Source organism: Micromonospora sp. NPDC051925, from assembly GCF_044548625.1.
In the GTDB taxonomy this organism is placed as follows: Bacteria; Actinomycetota; Actinomycetes; order Mycobacteriales; family Micromonosporaceae; genus Micromonospora.
The window spans coordinates 84,056-100,177 of the sequence record NZ_JBIUCH010000004.1; the positions used below are offsets into that span (position 1 = coordinate 84,056).

General features: G+C 73.4%; 16 protein-coding genes. 3 read left to right on the plus strand and 13 right to left on the minus strand.

Going from position 1 to position 16,122, the window contains the following annotated elements; all coding sequences use genetic code 11:
- Positions 1-228: 228 nt before the first annotated feature.
- Both ACIG87_RS06810 and ACIG87_RS06815 read left to right on the plus strand, forming a co-directional pair.
- Positions 229-1,782, plus strand: coding sequence for a class I adenylate-forming enzyme family protein (locus ACIG87_RS06810; protein WP_396848864.1), 1,554 nt, complete (start codon positions 229-231; stop codon positions 1,780-1,782).
- Positions 1,779-3,161 (plus strand): MFS transporter, encoded by a 1,383-nt coding sequence (locus ACIG87_RS06815; RefSeq protein ID WP_396848866.1) that lies wholly within the window; start codon positions 1,779-1,781, stop codon positions 3,159-3,161. Before ACIG87_RS06810 ends, ACIG87_RS06815 begins: the two co-directional genes overlap by 4 nt.
- Positions 3,162-3,232: 71 nt before the next feature.
- On the opposite strand, the gene ACIG87_RS06820 is transcribed toward ACIG87_RS06815, so the two are convergent.
- Positions 3,233-3,790 carry a dihydrofolate reductase family protein gene (locus ACIG87_RS06820; RefSeq protein ID WP_396848867.1) on the minus strand — a complete coding sequence of 186 codons (558 nt, stop codon included), beginning with the start codon at positions 3,788-3,790 and terminating at the stop codon, positions 3,233-3,235.
- A 256-nt stretch (positions 3,791-4,046) separates the two neighbouring features.
- On the opposite strand from ACIG87_RS06820, the gene ACIG87_RS06825 reads away from it, so the two are divergent.
- Positions 4,047-4,733 (plus strand): SGNH/GDSL hydrolase family protein, encoded by a 687-nt coding sequence (locus ACIG87_RS06825; protein ID WP_396848869.1) that lies wholly within the window; start codon positions 4,047-4,049, stop codon positions 4,731-4,733.
- Here ACIG87_RS06825 and ACIG87_RS06830 read toward each other — a convergent pair.
- The 12 genes from ACIG87_RS06830 to ACIG87_RS06885 form a co-directional block, all read right to left on the minus strand.
- Complete coding sequence (locus tag ACIG87_RS06830) at positions 4,722-6,080, minus strand: hypothetical protein (protein ID WP_396848871.1); 1,359 nt, start codon at positions 6,078-6,080, stop codon at positions 4,722-4,724. The genes ACIG87_RS06825 and ACIG87_RS06830 overlap by 12 nt on opposite strands.
- On the minus strand, positions 6,077-7,051 hold the full coding sequence (locus ACIG87_RS06835; protein ID WP_396848872.1) for an alpha-ketoacid dehydrogenase subunit beta: 975 nt from the start codon (positions 7,049-7,051) through the stop codon (positions 6,077-6,079). Before ACIG87_RS06835 ends, ACIG87_RS06830 begins: the two co-directional genes overlap by 4 nt.
- A complete protein-coding gene (locus ACIG87_RS06840; RefSeq protein WP_396848874.1) occupies positions 7,051-8,019 on the minus strand; it encodes a thiamine pyrophosphate-dependent dehydrogenase E1 component subunit alpha in 969 nt (322 codons plus the stop codon). Before ACIG87_RS06840 ends, ACIG87_RS06835 begins: the two co-directional genes overlap by 1 nt.
- Entirely contained in the window at positions 8,016-8,813 is a 798-nt protein-coding gene (locus tag ACIG87_RS06845; RefSeq protein ID WP_396848876.1) for a DUF3050 domain-containing protein, read from the minus strand. Before ACIG87_RS06845 ends, ACIG87_RS06840 begins: the two co-directional genes overlap by 4 nt.
- A 2-nt stretch (positions 8,814-8,815) precedes the next feature.
- Entirely contained in the window at positions 8,816-9,739 is a 924-nt protein-coding gene (locus ACIG87_RS06850) for a phytanoyl-CoA dioxygenase family protein (RefSeq protein ID WP_396848877.1), read from the minus strand.
- Entirely contained in the window at positions 9,736-10,845 is a 1,110-nt protein-coding gene (gene hppD / locus ACIG87_RS06855; protein ID WP_396848879.1) for a 4-hydroxyphenylpyruvate dioxygenase, read from the minus strand. The genes ACIG87_RS06850 and hppD overlap by 4 nt, the downstream gene beginning before the upstream one ends.
- A 67-nt stretch (positions 10,846-10,912) precedes the next feature.
- A complete protein-coding gene (locus ACIG87_RS06860) occupies positions 10,913-12,172 on the minus strand; it encodes a beta-ketoacyl-[acyl-carrier-protein] synthase family protein (protein ID WP_396848880.1) in 1,260 nt (419 codons plus the stop codon).
- Positions 12,169-13,785 (minus strand): class I adenylate-forming enzyme family protein, encoded by a 1,617-nt coding sequence (locus tag ACIG87_RS06865; RefSeq protein ID WP_396848882.1) that lies wholly within the window; start codon positions 13,783-13,785, stop codon positions 12,169-12,171. The genes ACIG87_RS06860 and ACIG87_RS06865 overlap by 4 nt, the downstream gene beginning before the upstream one ends.
- Positions 13,782-14,270 carry a beta-ketoacyl synthase chain length factor gene (locus ACIG87_RS06870; protein WP_396849238.1) on the minus strand — a complete coding sequence of 163 codons (489 nt, stop codon included), beginning with the start codon at positions 14,268-14,270 and terminating at the stop codon, positions 13,782-13,784. Before ACIG87_RS06870 ends, ACIG87_RS06865 begins: the two co-directional genes overlap by 4 nt.
- A gap of 62 nt (positions 14,271-14,332) precedes the next feature.
- Positions 14,333-15,529: a beta-ketoacyl-[acyl-carrier-protein] synthase family protein gene (locus ACIG87_RS06875; protein ID WP_396848884.1), complete on the minus strand. Its 1,197-nt coding sequence runs from the start codon at positions 15,527-15,529 to the stop codon at positions 14,333-14,335.
- Positions 15,522-15,767 (minus strand): acyl carrier protein, encoded by a 246-nt coding sequence (locus ACIG87_RS06880; RefSeq protein ID WP_396848886.1) that lies wholly within the window; start codon positions 15,765-15,767, stop codon positions 15,522-15,524. The genes ACIG87_RS06875 and ACIG87_RS06880 overlap by 8 nt, the downstream gene beginning before the upstream one ends.
- Positions 15,767-16,033, minus strand: a complete 267-nt coding sequence (locus ACIG87_RS06885; RefSeq protein WP_396848888.1) for an acyl carrier protein — start codon at positions 16,031-16,033, stop codon at positions 15,767-15,769. Before ACIG87_RS06885 ends, ACIG87_RS06880 begins: the two co-directional genes overlap by 1 nt.
- Positions 16,034-16,122 lie beyond the last annotated feature (89 nt).

Consider the following 16,122-nt stretch of genomic DNA (forward strand, 5'->3'; position numbering starts at 1 on the left):
CCCGACAGGCATGATCGAATGTCCATGGTGGCCGGCCCCTCGCCGTTCGGCTCTGTCCCCCGGCGACACCGTCGGCCTAGGCTCGCTATCGGCGGCGGTGCGGTCGCCCACTTCGCGCACCCCGTCGCGGGCCGGGCTCTGATCTGCTCGGACGCCATCCCGGCCGGTCGCCACGGCAGGTCCCACCGGGCCACCGGCGACCCGCCGCATCGACCTGGGGGCTGTGCGATGACCGACGGGGCCGACCGATCCACCACCTACGTGCACGACGCGCTGGAGCTGTTCGCCGGGTTCGGCGACCGGGAGGCGCTGGTCGGCGACGGACGCCGGCTGACCTACCCGCAGGTCGCCGCCGAGGTACGCGGGCTGGCCCACGCCCTGACCGGCCACGGGGTACGCCCCGGCGCGGCGGTGCTGGTGATGCTGGGCAACGCGGTGGAGGGCCCGCTGCTCCAGCTCGCCCTGCACCTGCTCGGCTGCCGGACGATGTGGATCGCCCCGGTGACCTCCCGACGGGAGATCGACGAGTTCGTCCGGTTGGCCCGTCCCGACGTCTTCGTGCACCACGCGTACGCCCCCGACGGGCTGGGCACGGAAATCGCCGCCTCGCTGCCCGGGGTGCCGGTGCTGCGGCTCGGTGCCGAACTCACCGCCGACGCCCCGCCGGTCGACCTGCCCGCCGAGGTGCCCACCCCGGAGTCGTTCCTGCAGACCAGTGGCACCACCGGCACCCCGAAGCTGGTGCACCACCGGGAGAGCTTCTACCGGCAGGTGCTGACCCTGGCGGCGGATTTCCGCGCCGCCGGCTTCCCGCTGCTGCGGCACCTGTCGCACTCCCCGATGTGGTTGGCCAGCGGGCAGATCACCACCCTGTTCAACCTGTTCACCGGCGGGGTGCTCTTCCTGCGCCAGCAGTGGGATCCGGCCGCGTTCATCGCCACCGTGGACACCGAGCGGCTCACCTCCACCTTCGTCACCCCGCCGATGCTCTACGAGGTGCTCGACCATCCGGCCCTGCCCGGTGCCGACTTCTCCGCCATGTTCATGTTCAACGTGGGCGCCGGGCCGGCCGCGCCCGCCCGGCTGCGCCAGGCCATCGCCCGGTTCGGTCCGTGCCTGCGGATCGTGTACGGCCTCAGCGAGGCGGTGGTGATCTGCGCCCTGCCCGGGTTGACCGAGGACCCGGCGCACCCGGAGCGGTTGGGTTCCTGCGGTCGGCCGTACGGGGACGTCACGGTGGAGATCCGCGACGCCGACGGGCGGGTGTTGCCGGCCGGCGTGGACGGTGAGGTGTGGGTCCGTACCCGGCTCAGCTTCCACGGCTACCACGGTCAGCCCGAGCTGACCGCCGAGACGCTGGTCGACGGCTGGGTACGGACCCGCGACGTCGGCCACCTCGACGCCGACGGGTTCCTCTACCTGGTCGACCGGTTGCAGGACCGCATCCTCACCCGGCAACGTAGCTGGCCGATCTACTCCCGGCCGATCGAGGACGTCCTTGCCGGGCACCCACAGGTCCGGGCGGCGGCGGTGATCGGGGTGCCCGACCCGGTCGCCGGGGAACTGCCGTACGCGTACGTGGTGCGAGCGCCGGGGGCGACGGTACGCGAGACGGAGCTGATCGGGCTGGTCACCACCGAGCTGAGCGACACCTGGGCGCCGGGCGCGGTGGAGTTCGTCGACGCGTTGCCGCTGAACCGGTCGGCGAAGGTGGACAAGCGGGCGTTGCGGGAGCGGTACGCCGCCGGGCGTCCCGTCGACCAGGTCGGCAGCCCGTCATGACCGCCGACGCCCGCCCTCGGCCGACCACCACCTCCGCTCCCGGCCCCGACGCCGACCCGCTGGCGCAGGCCGTCACCGGCACGGACCTGACAGGCGTCACCGGGGCAGACGTGACAGGCGCAGACGTGACGGGCGTCGTCGGATCGTCGGCGCGGCGGGCCGCACGGCGGGAACTGGTCGCGCTGGTCGCCGCCGACCTGATCTCCAATCTGGGTAGCCGGATCTCGGTGATCGCCATCCCCTGGCTGGTGCTCACCACCACCGGCAGCCCGGCCAAGATGGGCATCGTCGCGGCGGCGGAGTTCCTGCCGTACATGCTCTCCAGTTCGCTGGCCACCCCGTGGGCGGACCGGTTCGGGGTACGACGTACCTCCATCGCGGTGGACGCGGCGAGCGCGGTGGTGATCGCGGTGGTGGCGCTGGCCCCGTGGCTCGGCTTCGGGGCGCTGGTCGCCCTCGTCGCGGTGGCCGGTGGCCTGCGCGGCATCGGCGACCGGGTCAAACACGTGATGTTCCGGCCGGCGGCGCAGCGCGCCGGGGTGGAGCTGATCCGGCTCACCTCCGCCTACGACGGCCTGCTGCGGGGGGTGACGCTGTTCGGCACGGTCATCGGGGGCCTGCTCATCGACTGGGTCGGGGTGACCCGGGCGATCTGGATCGACGCGGGGACGTTCGCGCTTTGCGCCCTGCTGGTCGGGGTGCTGGTCCGTCCGCCGGCCCGCGACACGCCGGTCGCGCCCCGGGAGGGCTACTTCCAGGCGCTGCGCACCGGCTTCGGCTACCTGCGTACCGACCGGGTGTTGTTGACCATGCTGGTGGTGGTCTCCGCGTTGAACATGTTCGCCGCCGCCAACACGGCCGTCTGGGTGCCGCTGTGGGTCCGCGACGAACTCGGCGACCCGGCCGGCTTCGGCCTGGTGCTGGGGGTGTTCGGCGGTGGCGCGCTGCTGGGCAATCTGGTCTTCACGATGTTCGGCCCCCGGCTGCCCCGGACGTTGGTGTTCGCCGTCGGGGCGGCGCTCAGCGGTGCGCCCCGGCTGCTGGTGCTGGCCCTCACCGACCACCTGGTGGTGGTGCTGGTGGTGACGTTCCTGTCCGGGATCGGGATCGCCGCGATCAACCCGCTGCTGGGTGCCACGCTCTACGAACGGGTGCCGGACGAGTTGCAGACCCGGGTGCTGGGCATCTCCGGCTCGTTGGCGTTCGTCGGGCTGCCGGTGGGGGCGCTGCTCGGCGGCTGGTCGGTGGCAGCCCTCGGACTCCGGCCCGCGCTGCTGGTGATGGCGGTGGTGTGCGCGGTGCTGACCCTGCTGCCACTGGTCGCCGGGCCGTTGCGGGTGGGCCGGCCCACGCCCCGCCCGGCCACCACCCCGGGCTGACCCGGAGGGCTCGGGGAGCGGCACCCGGGCCGCCAGCCGCGCCGCCGACCCGGCACTGCCGTTCGGCGTGGTCAGCGCTGGTGGCGCAGCATCACCACGCCGTTGCCGAACACCCGGGTCTCGACCAGTCGCAGGTCGTCGTGGATGTCCGACGGCGGGAACAGCGGGTTGCCCCGGCCGATCAGCACCGGGTGGACGAAGATCCGGTACTCGTCGACCAGGCCGAGCCGACGGAACGCGGCAGCCAGCTCCGCCCCGCCGACCACCATGTCACCGCCCGGTCGGGCCTTCAGCGCGGCGACCTCGTCGGGATCGACGTCGCGCACCAGGGTGGCGTTGTCGTCGACGTGGGTGAGCGTGCGGGAGTAGACGATCTTGGGCGTCGTGCGCCAGATGCCGGCGAACTCCCGCATCGTCGGCGGGTTGGTCGGGTCCGCGTCGGCGGTCGGCCAGAACGCGGACATCAGCTCGTAGCTGCGCCGGCCCTCGAGGAAGGCGCCCATGCCGGCCAACTCGGCGTTGAAGTAGGCGTGCAGCTCCTCGTCGACCAGGTGCCAGCCGATCTCGTGGTCCGGCCCCTCGAAGTAGCCGTCGAGGGAGATCGACATCCACAGGATCACCTTGCGCATCGGTCGCTCCGTCCGTTCCGCCCGGCCGGACCGGGCGGCCCGTCGACCGCAACCTACCCGGGACGGCCGACAGAACTGGCGGGATCGGGCGGACGCCCGCCGACCCGGACCGACATTCCAGGGCTCGGCCCTGGGGGTGGCCGGCGCGACCCGATGATCGGCGGCGGGCCCGGCTCGGCGCACCTGGGCGACCATCGGGCGATCCGACCGGTCGGCATGATCGACGGCACCGGCCGGGTGGGCTACATTCCCGGCCATGTCATCGACGTTGACCGAGGCCACCGATCCGTACTGCCTGCGCGAGGGGGAGAGCGCCGCGCTGCTGCGCGACCATCCGTGGCACCGGTTCGTGGTGCTCGGTGACAGCGTCGCCGAGGGCATGTGCGAGCCGGTCGACGGCTACCCGGACGTGCAGTGGGCGGACCGGATCGCGGCCGAGTTGGCGGCCGTACGGCCCGGGTTGGCGTACCTGAACCTGGGGCGGCGCGGACTGCGGGCGCAACAGGTCCGGGCGGGGCAGTTGGACCGGGCGTTGGCCTTCTCCCCCGACCTGGCGCTGGTGGTCTGCGGCGGCAACGACGCCTTCCGGACGGCGTTCGACCCGGACGCCGTCGACACCGAGCTGACCGCGATCATCGGCGCGCTGCGCGACGCGGGGGCGGACGTGATCACGGTGGGCATGTTCGACGTCTCACACAGCCCCGCGGTCCCGGCGGCGTTGCGTCCCGGGCTCGGTGCCCGGATGCGGCTGCTCTCCTCCCGTACCGGCCGGCTCGCCGACCGGCTGGGCGCGCTGCACGTGCACCTGACGGATCACCCGGCCGGCACCGACCCGTCGATGTACAGCAGCGACGGCCGGCACGGCAGCGCCCGCAGCGACGCCATCGCCACGGCGGAGACAATCCGCCGCCTCGGCGCCCACCTCAGGGAGTCAGTCGGTTAGGAGAATTCCGGTCAGCAGGACGCCGCGGGCGAGGTTGAGGACCTCGTCGCAGCCGGGGTAGCCGACCCGGGCGAGCGCGCCGGAGCCGGCGCGGCCGAACAGGTACGGGGCGATGCTGTAGGGCACCTCGGCGGTGACCGTCTCACCGGTCTCGATCTGGACGAAGTCCATCGCCACCCGGTCGGCGGGCATGTACCGCTGGAGGATGTCGCCGCCCCGGTCGAGGGCGGCGGCCAGCCCGTCGGCCCACTCCCCCGGGCTCAGCTCCCGGCCGATGAGCACCCCGTGGCCGGCCGAGCCGTCGGCCGGCTTGGCGACCAGGTTCTCCCGGTCGGCCAGCGCCCGGTCCAGTTCGGTGGCGGTGAGCGCCACGGTGTGCGGCACGTACCGGTGGATCAGGGCCTGGTCGTCGGCGGGGAGCAGGTCCAGGTCCTCGTAGAGCCAGGCGAAATTGATCTTGTTGCCGAGCAGCCAGGCGGCGGCGCTGACGAACATCGGCAGGGTGCCCGCGTCGAGCGCCCCGGCCACCGCCTCCAGGCCGGCGCTCGGGGTGACCCGGTTGGGCACGAAGAGCCGGAACAGCGCGTCCACCGCAGCACCGCCGACCACCAGCCGCCGGTCGGCGTCCAGGGTGGCCGCGGCGACCGGGGCGATGACCAGGTCGATGCCGAAGGGACGGGCCTGGTCGATCAGGGGCGAGAGGATCCGGATGAACGTCTCCGGGTCGTCCAGCCCCGGATAGTCGGCCTCGAAGTCCATCAGCAGCGCCACCCGGGCCCCCTCGGCCAGGCCCAACTCGGCGCGGATCGCCACGAACCGCTGGTCCAGCAGGGACGGCGCGGGCCGGGCCGACAGGCCGTCCAGCAGCCCCCGCTCCCGGTACAGCGCGCCGTACCGCTGGATCACCGTGTCCGCGTCGAAGCCGCCACCGAGGCTGCTGTCGATGTTGTACTCGACGATGCGCGGCTCCCCGCCGGAGAACAGCACATCCGGCCGGTACGCGGCCAGCAGCGCCTCGGTCAGCGGCTCGTCCTCGTCGAGCAACCGGGTCTGCCCGGCCGGCACACCCATCAGCTCGCGCAGTTCCCCGGCGGTGCCCGCCCGACGACGGCAGGCGTCCAGGATGAGCTGGGCGATCCGGTCGCAGACCTCGTTCAGCTCGCGGAACGCGTCGGCGGTCAGCACCGGCGGCCGGGCCAGCCGCCACTGCTTGTTGTACGTCGCCCGGCCGTGGAAGATCCGCTCCCACTCCTGCGCGCCCGCGGCCACCATCGCCGTTCGGGCCGACTCCGGCAGCTCCGCCCAGGCCCGGCCGGGCTCCGGCCACGAGTAGTTCACGTCAGTCATCTGCAGTCCTTGGTCACGTGGTGGATGGCGGCGGTGAGCGCCTCCCGGCCGGGCTGCACGGCCCGGTCGAGGACGGGCGCGAAGGGCAACACCGCACCGTCCGGCCGGGTGACCCGGCGCGGCGGCGCGGTCAGCGGCACCTGCTCCAGCACCGAGGTGATGATCTCGGCGGCGATGCCGCAGGACCGGTTGGAGTCGTCGAGCACCACCAGCCGGCCGGTCCGGGACACCGAGTCGACCAGCCCGTCGAGGTCGAACGGGTAGAGCGTGCGCGGGTCGAACACCTCCACCGACACCTGCCCGGCCAGCTCCTCGGCGACGGCCAGCGCGTCGTGCACCAGGTGCCCGACGGCGACCACGGTGACGTCGTCACCGGCCCGGCGGACCACCCCCCGCCCCAGCGGCACCGGGGCGAGGGTGGCGAAGTCGACGTCGTCGCGGACGTCCAGCGCGCCGGCCGGGGCGAAGACCACCACCGGGTCGTCGTGCCGGATCGCCGACACCAGCAGCCCGTACGCGTCGGCCGGGGTGGCCGGCACCACGGTGACGATCCCGACGTGGGCGAAGAGCGAGTACGGGTGGTCGGAGTGCTGCCCCGCCCAGCCCGTCCGGGAACCCGAGCCGGGCACCAGGTAGGTGACCGGCACCGCGCACTGCCCACCGGTCATCAACGGGAACTTGTGCGCGTGGTTGACGATCTGCTCGAAGACCAGGAACAGCAGCGACGGGATCTGGAACTCCACCACCGGCCGCAGCCCGGCCAGGGCGGCCCCGGTGGCGAAGCTGGTGAACGCCTGCTCCGACAGCGGGGTGTCCAGCACCCGGTCCGGTCCGAACCGCTTCAGCAGGCCCGGGGTGACGTTGGACGCGCCGACCCGGACGTCCTCGCCGAGCAGGAACACCGCCTCGTCCCGGGTCATCTCGTCGGCCAACGCCCGGGTCAACGCCTTGCGGTACGACAGCCGTGGCATCAGGAACCTCCCCGGGCGGTCAGCCCACTGGCGTACAGGTGGTCCAGCGCGCCGGCCGGGTCCGGCTCCGGGCCGGCCAGGGCGAACGCGACGGCCGCGTCGAGGGTGGCCTCCACCTCGGCGTCGACGGCTGCCCGGTCGGCCGGGGCGAGCCGGGCGCCCTGGATCGCCACCGGGTCGCGGGATCGGCCGGCGGCCACCTCCTGCGGCGGGCGGTAGTCCAGGCGTACCGAGTGTTCGAAGGTGTGGTGGGCGTCGAACCGGTAGGTGCTGGCCTCGACCAGCTCCGGCCCGCCGCCGTCGCGCATCCGCGCGACGGCGGCGGCGGTGACCTGCCGGACCGCCTCCGGGTCCTGGCCGTCGACGACGGCGGCCCGGATGCCGAACGCCTCGGCCCGACCGGTGATGGTGCCGGCGACCGCGCCGGCCACCGGCATGGTGGTGGCGTAGCCGTTGTTCTCGCAGACCAGCAGCACCGGCACCTGCCAGAGCGCGGCCAGGTTGAACGCCTCCAGCAGCATCCCCTCGTTGACCGCGCCGTCACCGAAGAAGCTCGCCCCCAGCACCGCGTCGCCGCGCTGCCGGCGGGCCCACACCGCGCCGGTGAGGATCGCCGGGGACGCGCCGACGATGGCGTTGGCGCCGAGCACCCCGATGGACAGGTCCGCCGCGTGCATCGAGCCGCCCCGGCCCCGGTTCAGTCCGGTCTCCCGGCCGCACAGCTCGGCCATCATCCGGGCCGGGTCGGCCCCCTTGGCGAGCACGTGCCCGTGCCCCCGGTGGGTGCCGGTGACCAGGTCCCGGTCGCCGAGCGCGGCGCACACGCCGGCGGCGATCCCCTCCTGACCGAGGTAGGGGTGGATGCCGCCGACGATGTGCCCGGAGCGGACCAGTTCGATGGCCCGCTCCTCGAACCGGCGGATCAGCCGTACCGTGCGGTAGAGCCGGGCCGGGTCGGCGTCGGTCACCGGTCGCGGCCCTCCTTGACGGCGGCGAGGATGTCGTCCCAGAGCTGCGCGCGGGCGGCCAGCGCCAGGTTGACCGTGTCGGCGCACTCCTGCCACTTGACGTCGTCGTCGCCGCACAGGTCGGCGAGCATCTGCATCGCCATCGGGGTGTGCTGCTCGCCGTCGACCTCGATGTGCCGTTCCAGGTAGTCGACGAAGGTGTGCAGCCGGTTGCTGCGCTCGTTGACCGCGACGACCTGGGTGAACATGTCGGGGATCAGGTCCTCCCGGCCGAAGGCGAACGCGGCGGCCTGGCAGTGCACCGGAGTCGACTCGATGATCTTCCAGGTGGTGGCGGCGAAGGCCCGCGACGGCGCGGGCACCCCGGCCTCGACCAGCGCGTCGGTGACCGACGAGCCGGCCCGCAGCAGCGCGACCAGCCGGTCGACGGCGGTGGTGTCCGCACCCGCCTCGCCCATCCCCCGGACGTACAGCTCGAAGTGGCTGATGAAGCCCTCGCCCAGCTCGTCGCTCTCCTCCACCATCACGATGTCGTTGATCAGCCGGCGGCTGCCGGTCGGCCCGGTGGGAATCCACGGCACGGTCACGCAGGTGAGCTGCCGCTGCAACGACTTCAGCAGGGACATGAAGTCCCAGACCGCGAAGACGTGGTGCTCCATGAAGGTGACAAGCGATTCGTGGGTGTCCAGGTTGGCGTAGAGCGGGTGCTTGACCACCACGTCCCGGCGGTCGGTCACCGCCTTCTCCAGCCGCTCGATGCCCGGGTGCGTCTTACCCCAGTCGTACCGTGACATGTTCAGCCTCCCTGCTGGGCGCGATCGCGCCAGATGACCGGGCAGTAGTCGGGGTCCGCGTAGTCCGGCCGCCCGTCGTGGGTGCGGCGGACCAGCACGTCGTGGTTGTACGCGGCGAGAGTCCCGTCCGAGAGCGGGAACTCCCGGTAGGCGTTGTCGCCGTCCTGCAGGTGCAGCGAGATCGCCCGGCGCGGGCGTCCGCTGACGTTCGCGCCGCTGCCGTGGTAGGTGCGGCAGTGGTGGAAACTCAGGTGCCCCTTCGGGATCACCATCGGGATCTTGCGGATCTGCGCGCCGTTGTGCGCGGCGTTCTCGGCCAGCATCTCCTCGAGCTGGTCGCGGTCCCGCTCGGCGAAGTGCCGGACCACGGTGTCGTCCGCGCCGGTCTCGGACCACCGGTGCGAGCCGTCGACCATGGTGATGGTGCCCATCTCCTCCCCGCAGTCGTGGAACGGGATGAACGCGGTGAGCATCTTCTCCGACGACGAGGACGACCAGTAGTGCTTGTCGAAGTGCCAGGGCACGATGTTCGACGGCTCACCGGAGATCGGCGGCTTGTAGATCAGCGTGGACTGGAAGATCCGGATCTCGTCGGCCTGCGCCAGCCGGGCGGCCACCGCGCCGATCAGCGGCTTGCGCAGGATCGCGGCGATCCCGTCGTGCTCGTGGTGGACGTAGTCGTTGTGCCGCTGCACCGACCCCTTCGACGGCTCCCAGTAGGCAAGCTTCGGCGGGCGTACCGGCAGGGTGCGGTCCCGCTCGCCGTCGTAGTAGCGGTCGGTGGCCGCGGTCAACGCGTCCACCTCGTCGTCGGTGAGCAGCTTCTTCGACAGGTACCAGCCGTGCTCGGCGTAGTGGCGCACGTCCTCGTCGGACGGGAGCAGCGCCTCCTCCTGCGCGGTCAGCGTCGGATGTGTCGTGATCATGCCCCAACCCCTCGTGCCGTGCCGGCCGCGACGGCGGGGGTCGCCCCCGCCACGGCCAGCTCCCGTTCCTTGGCCTCGTAGAGCGCCTTGATGTTGCCGCTGCCGAAGGTGCGTGCGCCGCGCCGCTCGATCAGTTCGAGGAACAGGGTGCGGCGGACGTGCATCGACTCAGTGAAGATCTGCAACAGCTGCCCGCCGTGGTCGGCGTCGACCAGGATGCTGAGGTCCCGCAACCGGTCCAGTGGCGCGTCGACCTTACCGACCCGCTGTTCCAGGTCGTCGTAGTAGGCGGCCGGGGTGCCGGCGAAGCGCACCCCGCGTGCGCCGAGCGCGCCGACCGCGCCGACGATGTCGTCGGTGCGCAACCCCAGGTGCTGCACCCCGGCGCCGTGGTGCTCGGTGAGGAACGCGTCGATCTGGCCGGGCCGCCGGCCGGCGTCCGGTTCCAGCAGCACCAGGGTGACCCGCCCGGAGGCGTCCTGCACCACCTTGGAGTTCATCGCCTGACCGGCGACCTCGATGTGCTCCTCGAAGATCTGCGCGAAGCCGAAGACCCGCTCGTAGTGCGCGACGGTGTCGTCGAGCTGGCCGGGCGGCACGCAGACCGCCAGGTGGTCGATCTCGGCGAGCAGTTTCTGGTCGGTCCCGCCGGGCGGGGTCGCCTCGATCGCGCCGGGCAGGAAGTCGTCCCGGTCACCGCGTCGCTCGACCAGCCGGTGCAGCACGTCGCCGAAGCCGCCCACCTCGGCGGTCACCACCTCGGCGTCCGCGCCGGTCCAGGTGCGCGGTGGGGTCACCGGCGTCGCACCCCGGGCGACCAGCTCCGCGTACGCCCCGGCGGCGTCGTCGACCTCCACCGCCACCACCGCGATCCCGTCGCCGTGCCGGGACACGTACGCCGAGGCCGGGTGGTCGGCGGTGAGTCCGGAGGTCAGCACCATCCGGATGTCGGCCTGGCCCAGCAGCAGGGACCGCTGCCCGACCAGCCCGGTCTCCGGCCCGCCCTGCCCCCGCAGGGTGAAGCCGACGGCGGTGCCGAAGTAGAAGGCGGCCTGTCGGGCGTCTCCCACGTACAGTTCGATGTGGTCTATTCCACGAATGTCCATCTCTCCAGCCTTCCCATGTCCCCCGTGACTGCCGTCCGGGCACGTACGGCCCGGGTCGCCGCGCCGATCACCTCCCCGGCTCGGCGGTCCGGACGCCAGCGGTGGTGGTGCGCCGCAGCAGCAGGCTCACGTTCTGCCCGCCGAACCCGAAGGAGTTGGTGAGCGCGAACTCGGTCCTGGTGGACCGGGGCTCGTCCCGGACGTGATCCGCCGGGCAGTCCGGGTCCGGGTCGTCAAGGTGATAGGTGGGCGGCAGCAGGCCGGCGCGCAGCGCCAACGCGCAGGCGGCCGTCTCCACCACCCCGGACGCGCCGAGCAGGTGCCCGGTGAGCGCCTTGGTGGAGCTGACCGGCACCCCGCCGACGCCGAACACCTTCGCCAGCGCGGTGCACTCGGCGATGTCGCCGAGCCTGGTGCCGGTGCCGTGGGCGTTGACGTAGCCGACCTCCCCCGGCGAGACGTCCGCCTGGGCCAGGGCCGCCCGCATGCAGTCGGCCGCTCCCTCGCCGTCGGGCCGGGGCACGGTCGGGTGGTGGGCGTCGGTGGTCGTCCCGTAGCCGGCCACCGCCGCGTACGTCCGGGCCCCCCGGGCCGCGGCGTGCCCGGCACGCTCCAGCACCAGCAGCGCGGCCCCCTCGGCGAGGACGAACCCGTTGCGTCGCCGGTCGAACGGCCGGCTCGCCTCGGTCGGGTCGGCCCAGCCCCGGGCCAGCGCGCGGGCGTTGCCGAAGGTGTCGGCGAAGGTCGGGAAGAGCGGCGCCTCGCTGGCCCCGCAGACCACCACGTCCGCCTCGCCGGCCCGGATCAGCCGGGTCGCGTCGGCGACCGCCTGGGCACCGGAGGCGCAGGCCGTGCCGACGGCGGAGCTGTACCCCCGGATGCCGTGGGCGATGGCGATCCGCGCCGAGGCCATGTTCGGCAGGATGCCGGTCAGCAGGTACGGGTTGACCGCCGAGCGGCCCCGGGCGGTCCGGGCGATCACCTGGCTCTCCAGGGTGGACATTCCGCCGACGCCGCCCACGATGACGCCGATCCGCGCCGGGTCGACGTCCCGGCCCACCACGATGCCCGCGTCGGCGAGCGCGTCGGCGGCGGTGATCAGGGCGAACACCACGACCCGGTCGAGCACCTTGGTCTCCGGCCCGGTGGCGACGGTCCGCGGGTCGATCGGCGGGAGCACCCCGGCGACCTCCAGCGACTCCCGGGCCGGGTGCCCCTCCGGCGGCCGGGTCAGCCCGGACCTCCCGCCGAGCAACGCGTCGAAGGTGTCCGCCACCCCCCGCCCGACGGGGCTGAACAGTCCCATTCCGGTGATCACCACGGTCATGACGACGACTCGGCGAGGTAGCGTTCGCGCAGCGCCACCTTGCGGACCTTGCCGGTGACGGTGACCGGGATGTCGTCGGCGCGTACCGGCAGCACCCGGCGCAGGGTCGCGCCGACGTCCGGCCCGAGCGCGGCCCGGATCGTCGCGGTGCGGTCGGTGGCCGGGTCCGCCCCGGCAGCCAGCTCCAGCAGCACGTCGGTGGTGACCTGGCCGCCGTCGGCGACGATCACCACGGTGCAGTCGGTGACGTCGGGACAGGCGGCGAGGATGCGTTCCTCCGACAGCGCGGTGAAGAAGCGCCGCCCGTCGGGCAACTCCACCGAGTCCACCGCCCGGTCCAGGTGGTAGTAGCGGCCGTCGGCGTCGGCGTACACCAGGTCACCGGTGAGGTACCAGCCACGCAGCCGGAACCGGTAGCTGGTGACCGAGTCGTTCCAGTAGCCCCGGAACAGCGACGGCGAGTCGACGCCGAGGAAGCCGACCTGCCCCGGGGGCAACTCGTTGCCCTCGGCGTCGAGGACGGCGACGGTGGCGAACCGGTAGGGGCGGCCCACGCAGCGGCCGTACCGGTCGGTGTCGACGGTGTGCGTGATGTGGAACATCGAGTGTCCCATCTCGCTGGAGCCCAGCCCGTCGATGAAGACCGAACCGGCGACCCGGGTGACACCCTGCCGGGTGGACACCTCCCGGGAGCCGACCGCGACGAGCCGGCGTACGTGCGGCTCGTGCGAGCAGTCCCCGGTGTTGAACCACAACCGCACCGAGTCCAGGTCGTACCCGGTCAGGTCGAAGCGGGCCAGTTCGGCCCAGGTCATCGAGAAGCCGAAGACCCCGTCGGGCCGCCACCGCTGGATGGCGTCGAGAACCCGCTCACCGCCCTGCTCGGACAGCAGGAACATCTCCGCCTGGTTGCCCAGCGCCTGGTTGACCATGAGCACCGTCGCGGTGTGCGGTGCGGGCAGCGCGTTGAGGATCCGACGGGTGCCCTGCGCCTGGGGCATGGACAGCAGGTGCCGGGTGGCGGCGAAGAGGCTGGCGTGCGAGTGCAGCACCGCCTTCGGCACCCCGGTGGTGCCGGAGGTGTGGGTGATGACGATCGGGTCGTCCGGGTGGTGCCGGTAGTGGGTGGGGGCCTGCGCCGGCTCACCGGTGCCGGCCTGTTCCGGGGTGCCCAGCAGTGGTGCGCCCAGCTCGTGCCCGGCGAGCAGGTCGGCGTGCGCGGCGTCGGCGAGCACCCCGGCGCCGCGTAGCCGGCGGATGTACTCGGCGGCGATCTCCGGGCGCAGCTTGCCGTTCATCAGCGCCGGGATCGCGCCGAGCCGGGTCAACGCCAGGAAGCTCAGCACCATGTCGGCGGCGGCGGTGGCCCACACGGCGACCGGGTCACGGGGCTGCACCCCTCGGGCGTGCAGCCAGGCCGCCCGCGCGGCGACCCGCTCGTCGAGCTGGCCGAGGGTGAGCGGCTGCCCGGCGGGGTGCCCGTCGACCGGGGTGTCGAAGGTCAGGCCCGGCCCCTGCGGGTCGGCGCCGTGGGCCAGCACCCGGGCGAGCACGTTCCCGGCACCGATCTGCGGGTCGGCGGCGAGCGCCCCCCGCAGTCCCTTCGTCCTCATTGACTGTCTCCTCCCGCCAGCAGCACCGCGACCGCGCCGGTGGGCGTCGCGTCGGGTGCCTGTTCGATCAGGACCAGCAACGCCTCGTCGGCGTCACCGTCGTACAGCAGCAGTTCGGCCTCGGCGGTGGCGTCGGCGCGTGGGTCGCCGGTCGGGCTCAGGCACACCACCGGGCCGTCCAGTCCCCAGCGCGCGGCGACCTGCCCGGCGACGCTGTTGGGCACCGACTGGAAGAAGAACAGCGGACCGACCCGCCCCCCGGCCGCGACGGTGGACCGCACGTGGACGGCGCTGGGCCGGTCACCGGCCGCGCTGACCAGCACCACCGCACATCGGGCGTCGGCCGGGGCCGGGTGGGGCCGACGCTCCAGGCACCGTCCCGCCACCGCCGCGACCAGCGGCGCGAACGTCGAGTGCACGAATCCGGGCAGCGGCGGTGGCGGTCCGTCGCCCGGCTCCGGCCAACGCGCCTGCGCCAGCACCAGGGATGCGCCGTGGCCGGCCGGACGGCCCGGGACGATCCCGGGCCCCGGGCCGCGCGTGCCGGTCACGGCGCACCCACCAACAGTGCGGTGTTCGCGCCGCCGAAGGCGGCGTTGAGGCTGAGCGCGTACGGGCTGGTCACCGGGCGGGGCGCGGCGACGACCACGTCCAGCGGGCAGGCCGGGTCGGGGCCGAGCCAGCCGGCGTTGACCGGCAGCTTCCCGTGCCGCAGCGCCGCCACGGTGACCACCAGTTCGAGCAGTCCGGACGCCTCCAACGCGTGCCCGTGCAGCGCCTTGGTGGAGCTGACCGGCACCTGCCCGCCCCATTCGCCCAGGGCCAGCCGCAGCGCCGCCGCCTCGGAGGCGTCACTGAACCCGGTGCCGGTGGCGTTCGCGTTGACGTAGCCCACCGCCCCGGCGGGCAGCCCGGCGCGGTGCAGCGCCGAATCGATCGCCCGAGCCAGCCCACGGCCCTGCGGGTCGGGCTGGCAGGGGTGGTGGGCGTCGCCGGCCCGGCCCCACCCGGCCAGCGTCGCCACCGGCGTGCCGCCCCGGCCGCGCAGCGCGGCGGCGGACTCCAGCACCACCGCAGCCACCCCGTCGCCGAGCAGCAGCCCCTGCCGGCCGGTGCTGAACGGACGGACCGCCCCGTCGGCGGCGAGTGCCCGGCCGGCGTCGAAGAGCGCGAACTGGTCCGGCTCCACCAGGTACCCGGCGGCCACCACCACCCGGTCGGTGTCCCCCCGGCGGATCATCGCGGCGGCGTCGGCCACCGCGCTGCTCGCCGAGACGCAGGCGGTGGTGTAGACCCGGGTCGGGCCGCCGAGCCCGCACCGCCGGGCCAACCGGCCGGCCAGCGTCGGCAGCTCCGGCCAGGGCGGACCGTCGTCGGCCCGCTCGCCGTCGGCCCACCACGGGTCGTCGACGTCAGCGGTCGGCCGGTCGTCGGTGTACGGGCCGGACAGGGTGGCCGGGCCACCGTGGGTGGCCAGCAACAGCGCCGACCCGGCCCGCTGCGCCCGGTCGAGGTCGGCCGCCCGGCAGGCCGCGTCGACGGCATCGGCCAGCTCCTGCGGCAGGGTCGCCACGTCGGGCCGGGTGGCCGCGACGCTCACCCGACGGCCGGTGGTGTCGAAGCGGCGGACCGGCCGGAAGGCCGGAACGCCGGACAGCACCCCGGACAGCAGCGCGTCCACGCCGGTGCCGAAGGCGCTGACCGCGTACGTGCCGGAGATCGTTACGGGTGCCCGCTCAACCATCAGCGGAGGTGGTCAGGGAGGTGTGGAACACGGTCAGGGCGTCGTCGACGGTACGGATGCCGGCGAGCTGGTCGTCGGTGAGGTCCATCCGGGTGCCGTGGCGTTGTTCGACGAGGTGCACCAGCCAGGCCAGCTCCATCGAGCCGACCCGGTGCGGGACCTGGTCGACAGGTTTACCGGTCAGTTCGGCGAGCATGCTCACCAGGTCAGCTCGCCCCAGGTCGGGCTGACCGGACATCAGCGGTTGTCGCTGGTCGCCCCGGCGACCCGGTCGGCGACCATGGTGGTGAACTCCCCCACCGTCATCAGGGCCAGCTTCTCCGACTCGTCGTCGGCGAACCTCAGCCCGTAGCGGTCCTCCACCCGGACCGACAGGTCGGACAGGGCCAGCGACTCCAGGTCCACCCCGGAGGGGCCGAGGGTGGTGTCGTCGTCGATCCCCTCGACGTCGTAGTTCATGTCCTCGAGCTGCTCGATGACGAAGGTACGGACCTCGTCTCGCATGACGATAACCTCTCTCGATGGGCGAGCTGCCGGTGCCCGGTCGGGGCACCGTGCGCTTGTGGTTCGGGCGTACCGCCGACGGTCGGCCG

Coding starts and splice junctions, on each gene's coding strand:
- ACIG87_RS06830 (WP_396848871.1), bottom strand. CDS start 6,080: ATGACTGACGTGAACTACTCGTGGCCGGAGCCCGGCCGGGCCTGGGCG.
- ACIG87_RS06845 (WP_396848876.1), bottom strand. CDS start 8,813: ATGTCACGGTACGACTGGGGTAAGACGCACCCGGGCATCGAGCGGCTG.
- ACIG87_RS06820 (WP_396848867.1), bottom strand. CDS start 3,790: ATGCGCAAGGTGATCCTGTGGATGTCGATCTCCCTCGACGGCTACTTC.
- ACIG87_RS06815 (WP_396848866.1), top strand. CDS start 1,779: ATGACCGCCGACGCCCGCCCTCGGCCGACCACCACCTCCGCTCCCGGC.
- ACIG87_RS06810 (WP_396848864.1), top strand. CDS start 229: ATGACCGACGGGGCCGACCGATCCACCACCTACGTGCACGACGCGCTG.
- ACIG87_RS06880 (WP_396848886.1), bottom strand. CDS start 15,767: ATGTCCGGTCAGCCCGACCTGGGGCGAGCTGACCTGGTGAGCATGCTC.
- ACIG87_RS06860 (WP_396848880.1), bottom strand. CDS start 12,172: ATGACCGTGGTGATCACCGGAATGGGACTGTTCAGCCCCGTCGGGCGG.
- ACIG87_RS06865 (WP_396848882.1), bottom strand. CDS start 13,785: ATGAGGACGAAGGGACTGCGGGGGGCGCTCGCCGCCGACCCGCAGATC.
- ACIG87_RS06875 (WP_396848884.1), bottom strand. CDS start 15,529: ATGGTTGAGCGGGCACCCGTAACGATCTCCGGCACGTACGCGGTCAGC.
- ACIG87_RS06850 (WP_396848877.1), bottom strand. CDS start 9,739: ATGATCACGACACATCCGACGCTGACCGCGCAGGAGGAGGCGCTGCTC.
- hppD (WP_396848879.1), bottom strand. CDS start 10,845: ATGGACATTCGTGGAATAGACCACATCGAACTGTACGTGGGAGACGCC.
- ACIG87_RS06835 (WP_396848872.1), bottom strand. CDS start 7,051: ATGCCACGGCTGTCGTACCGCAAGGCGTTGACCCGGGCGTTGGCCGAC.
- ACIG87_RS06885 (WP_396848888.1), bottom strand. CDS start 16,033: ATGCGAGACGAGGTCCGTACCTTCGTCATCGAGCAGCTCGAGGACATG.
- ACIG87_RS06825 (WP_396848869.1), top strand. CDS start 4,047: ATGTCATCGACGTTGACCGAGGCCACCGATCCGTACTGCCTGCGCGAG.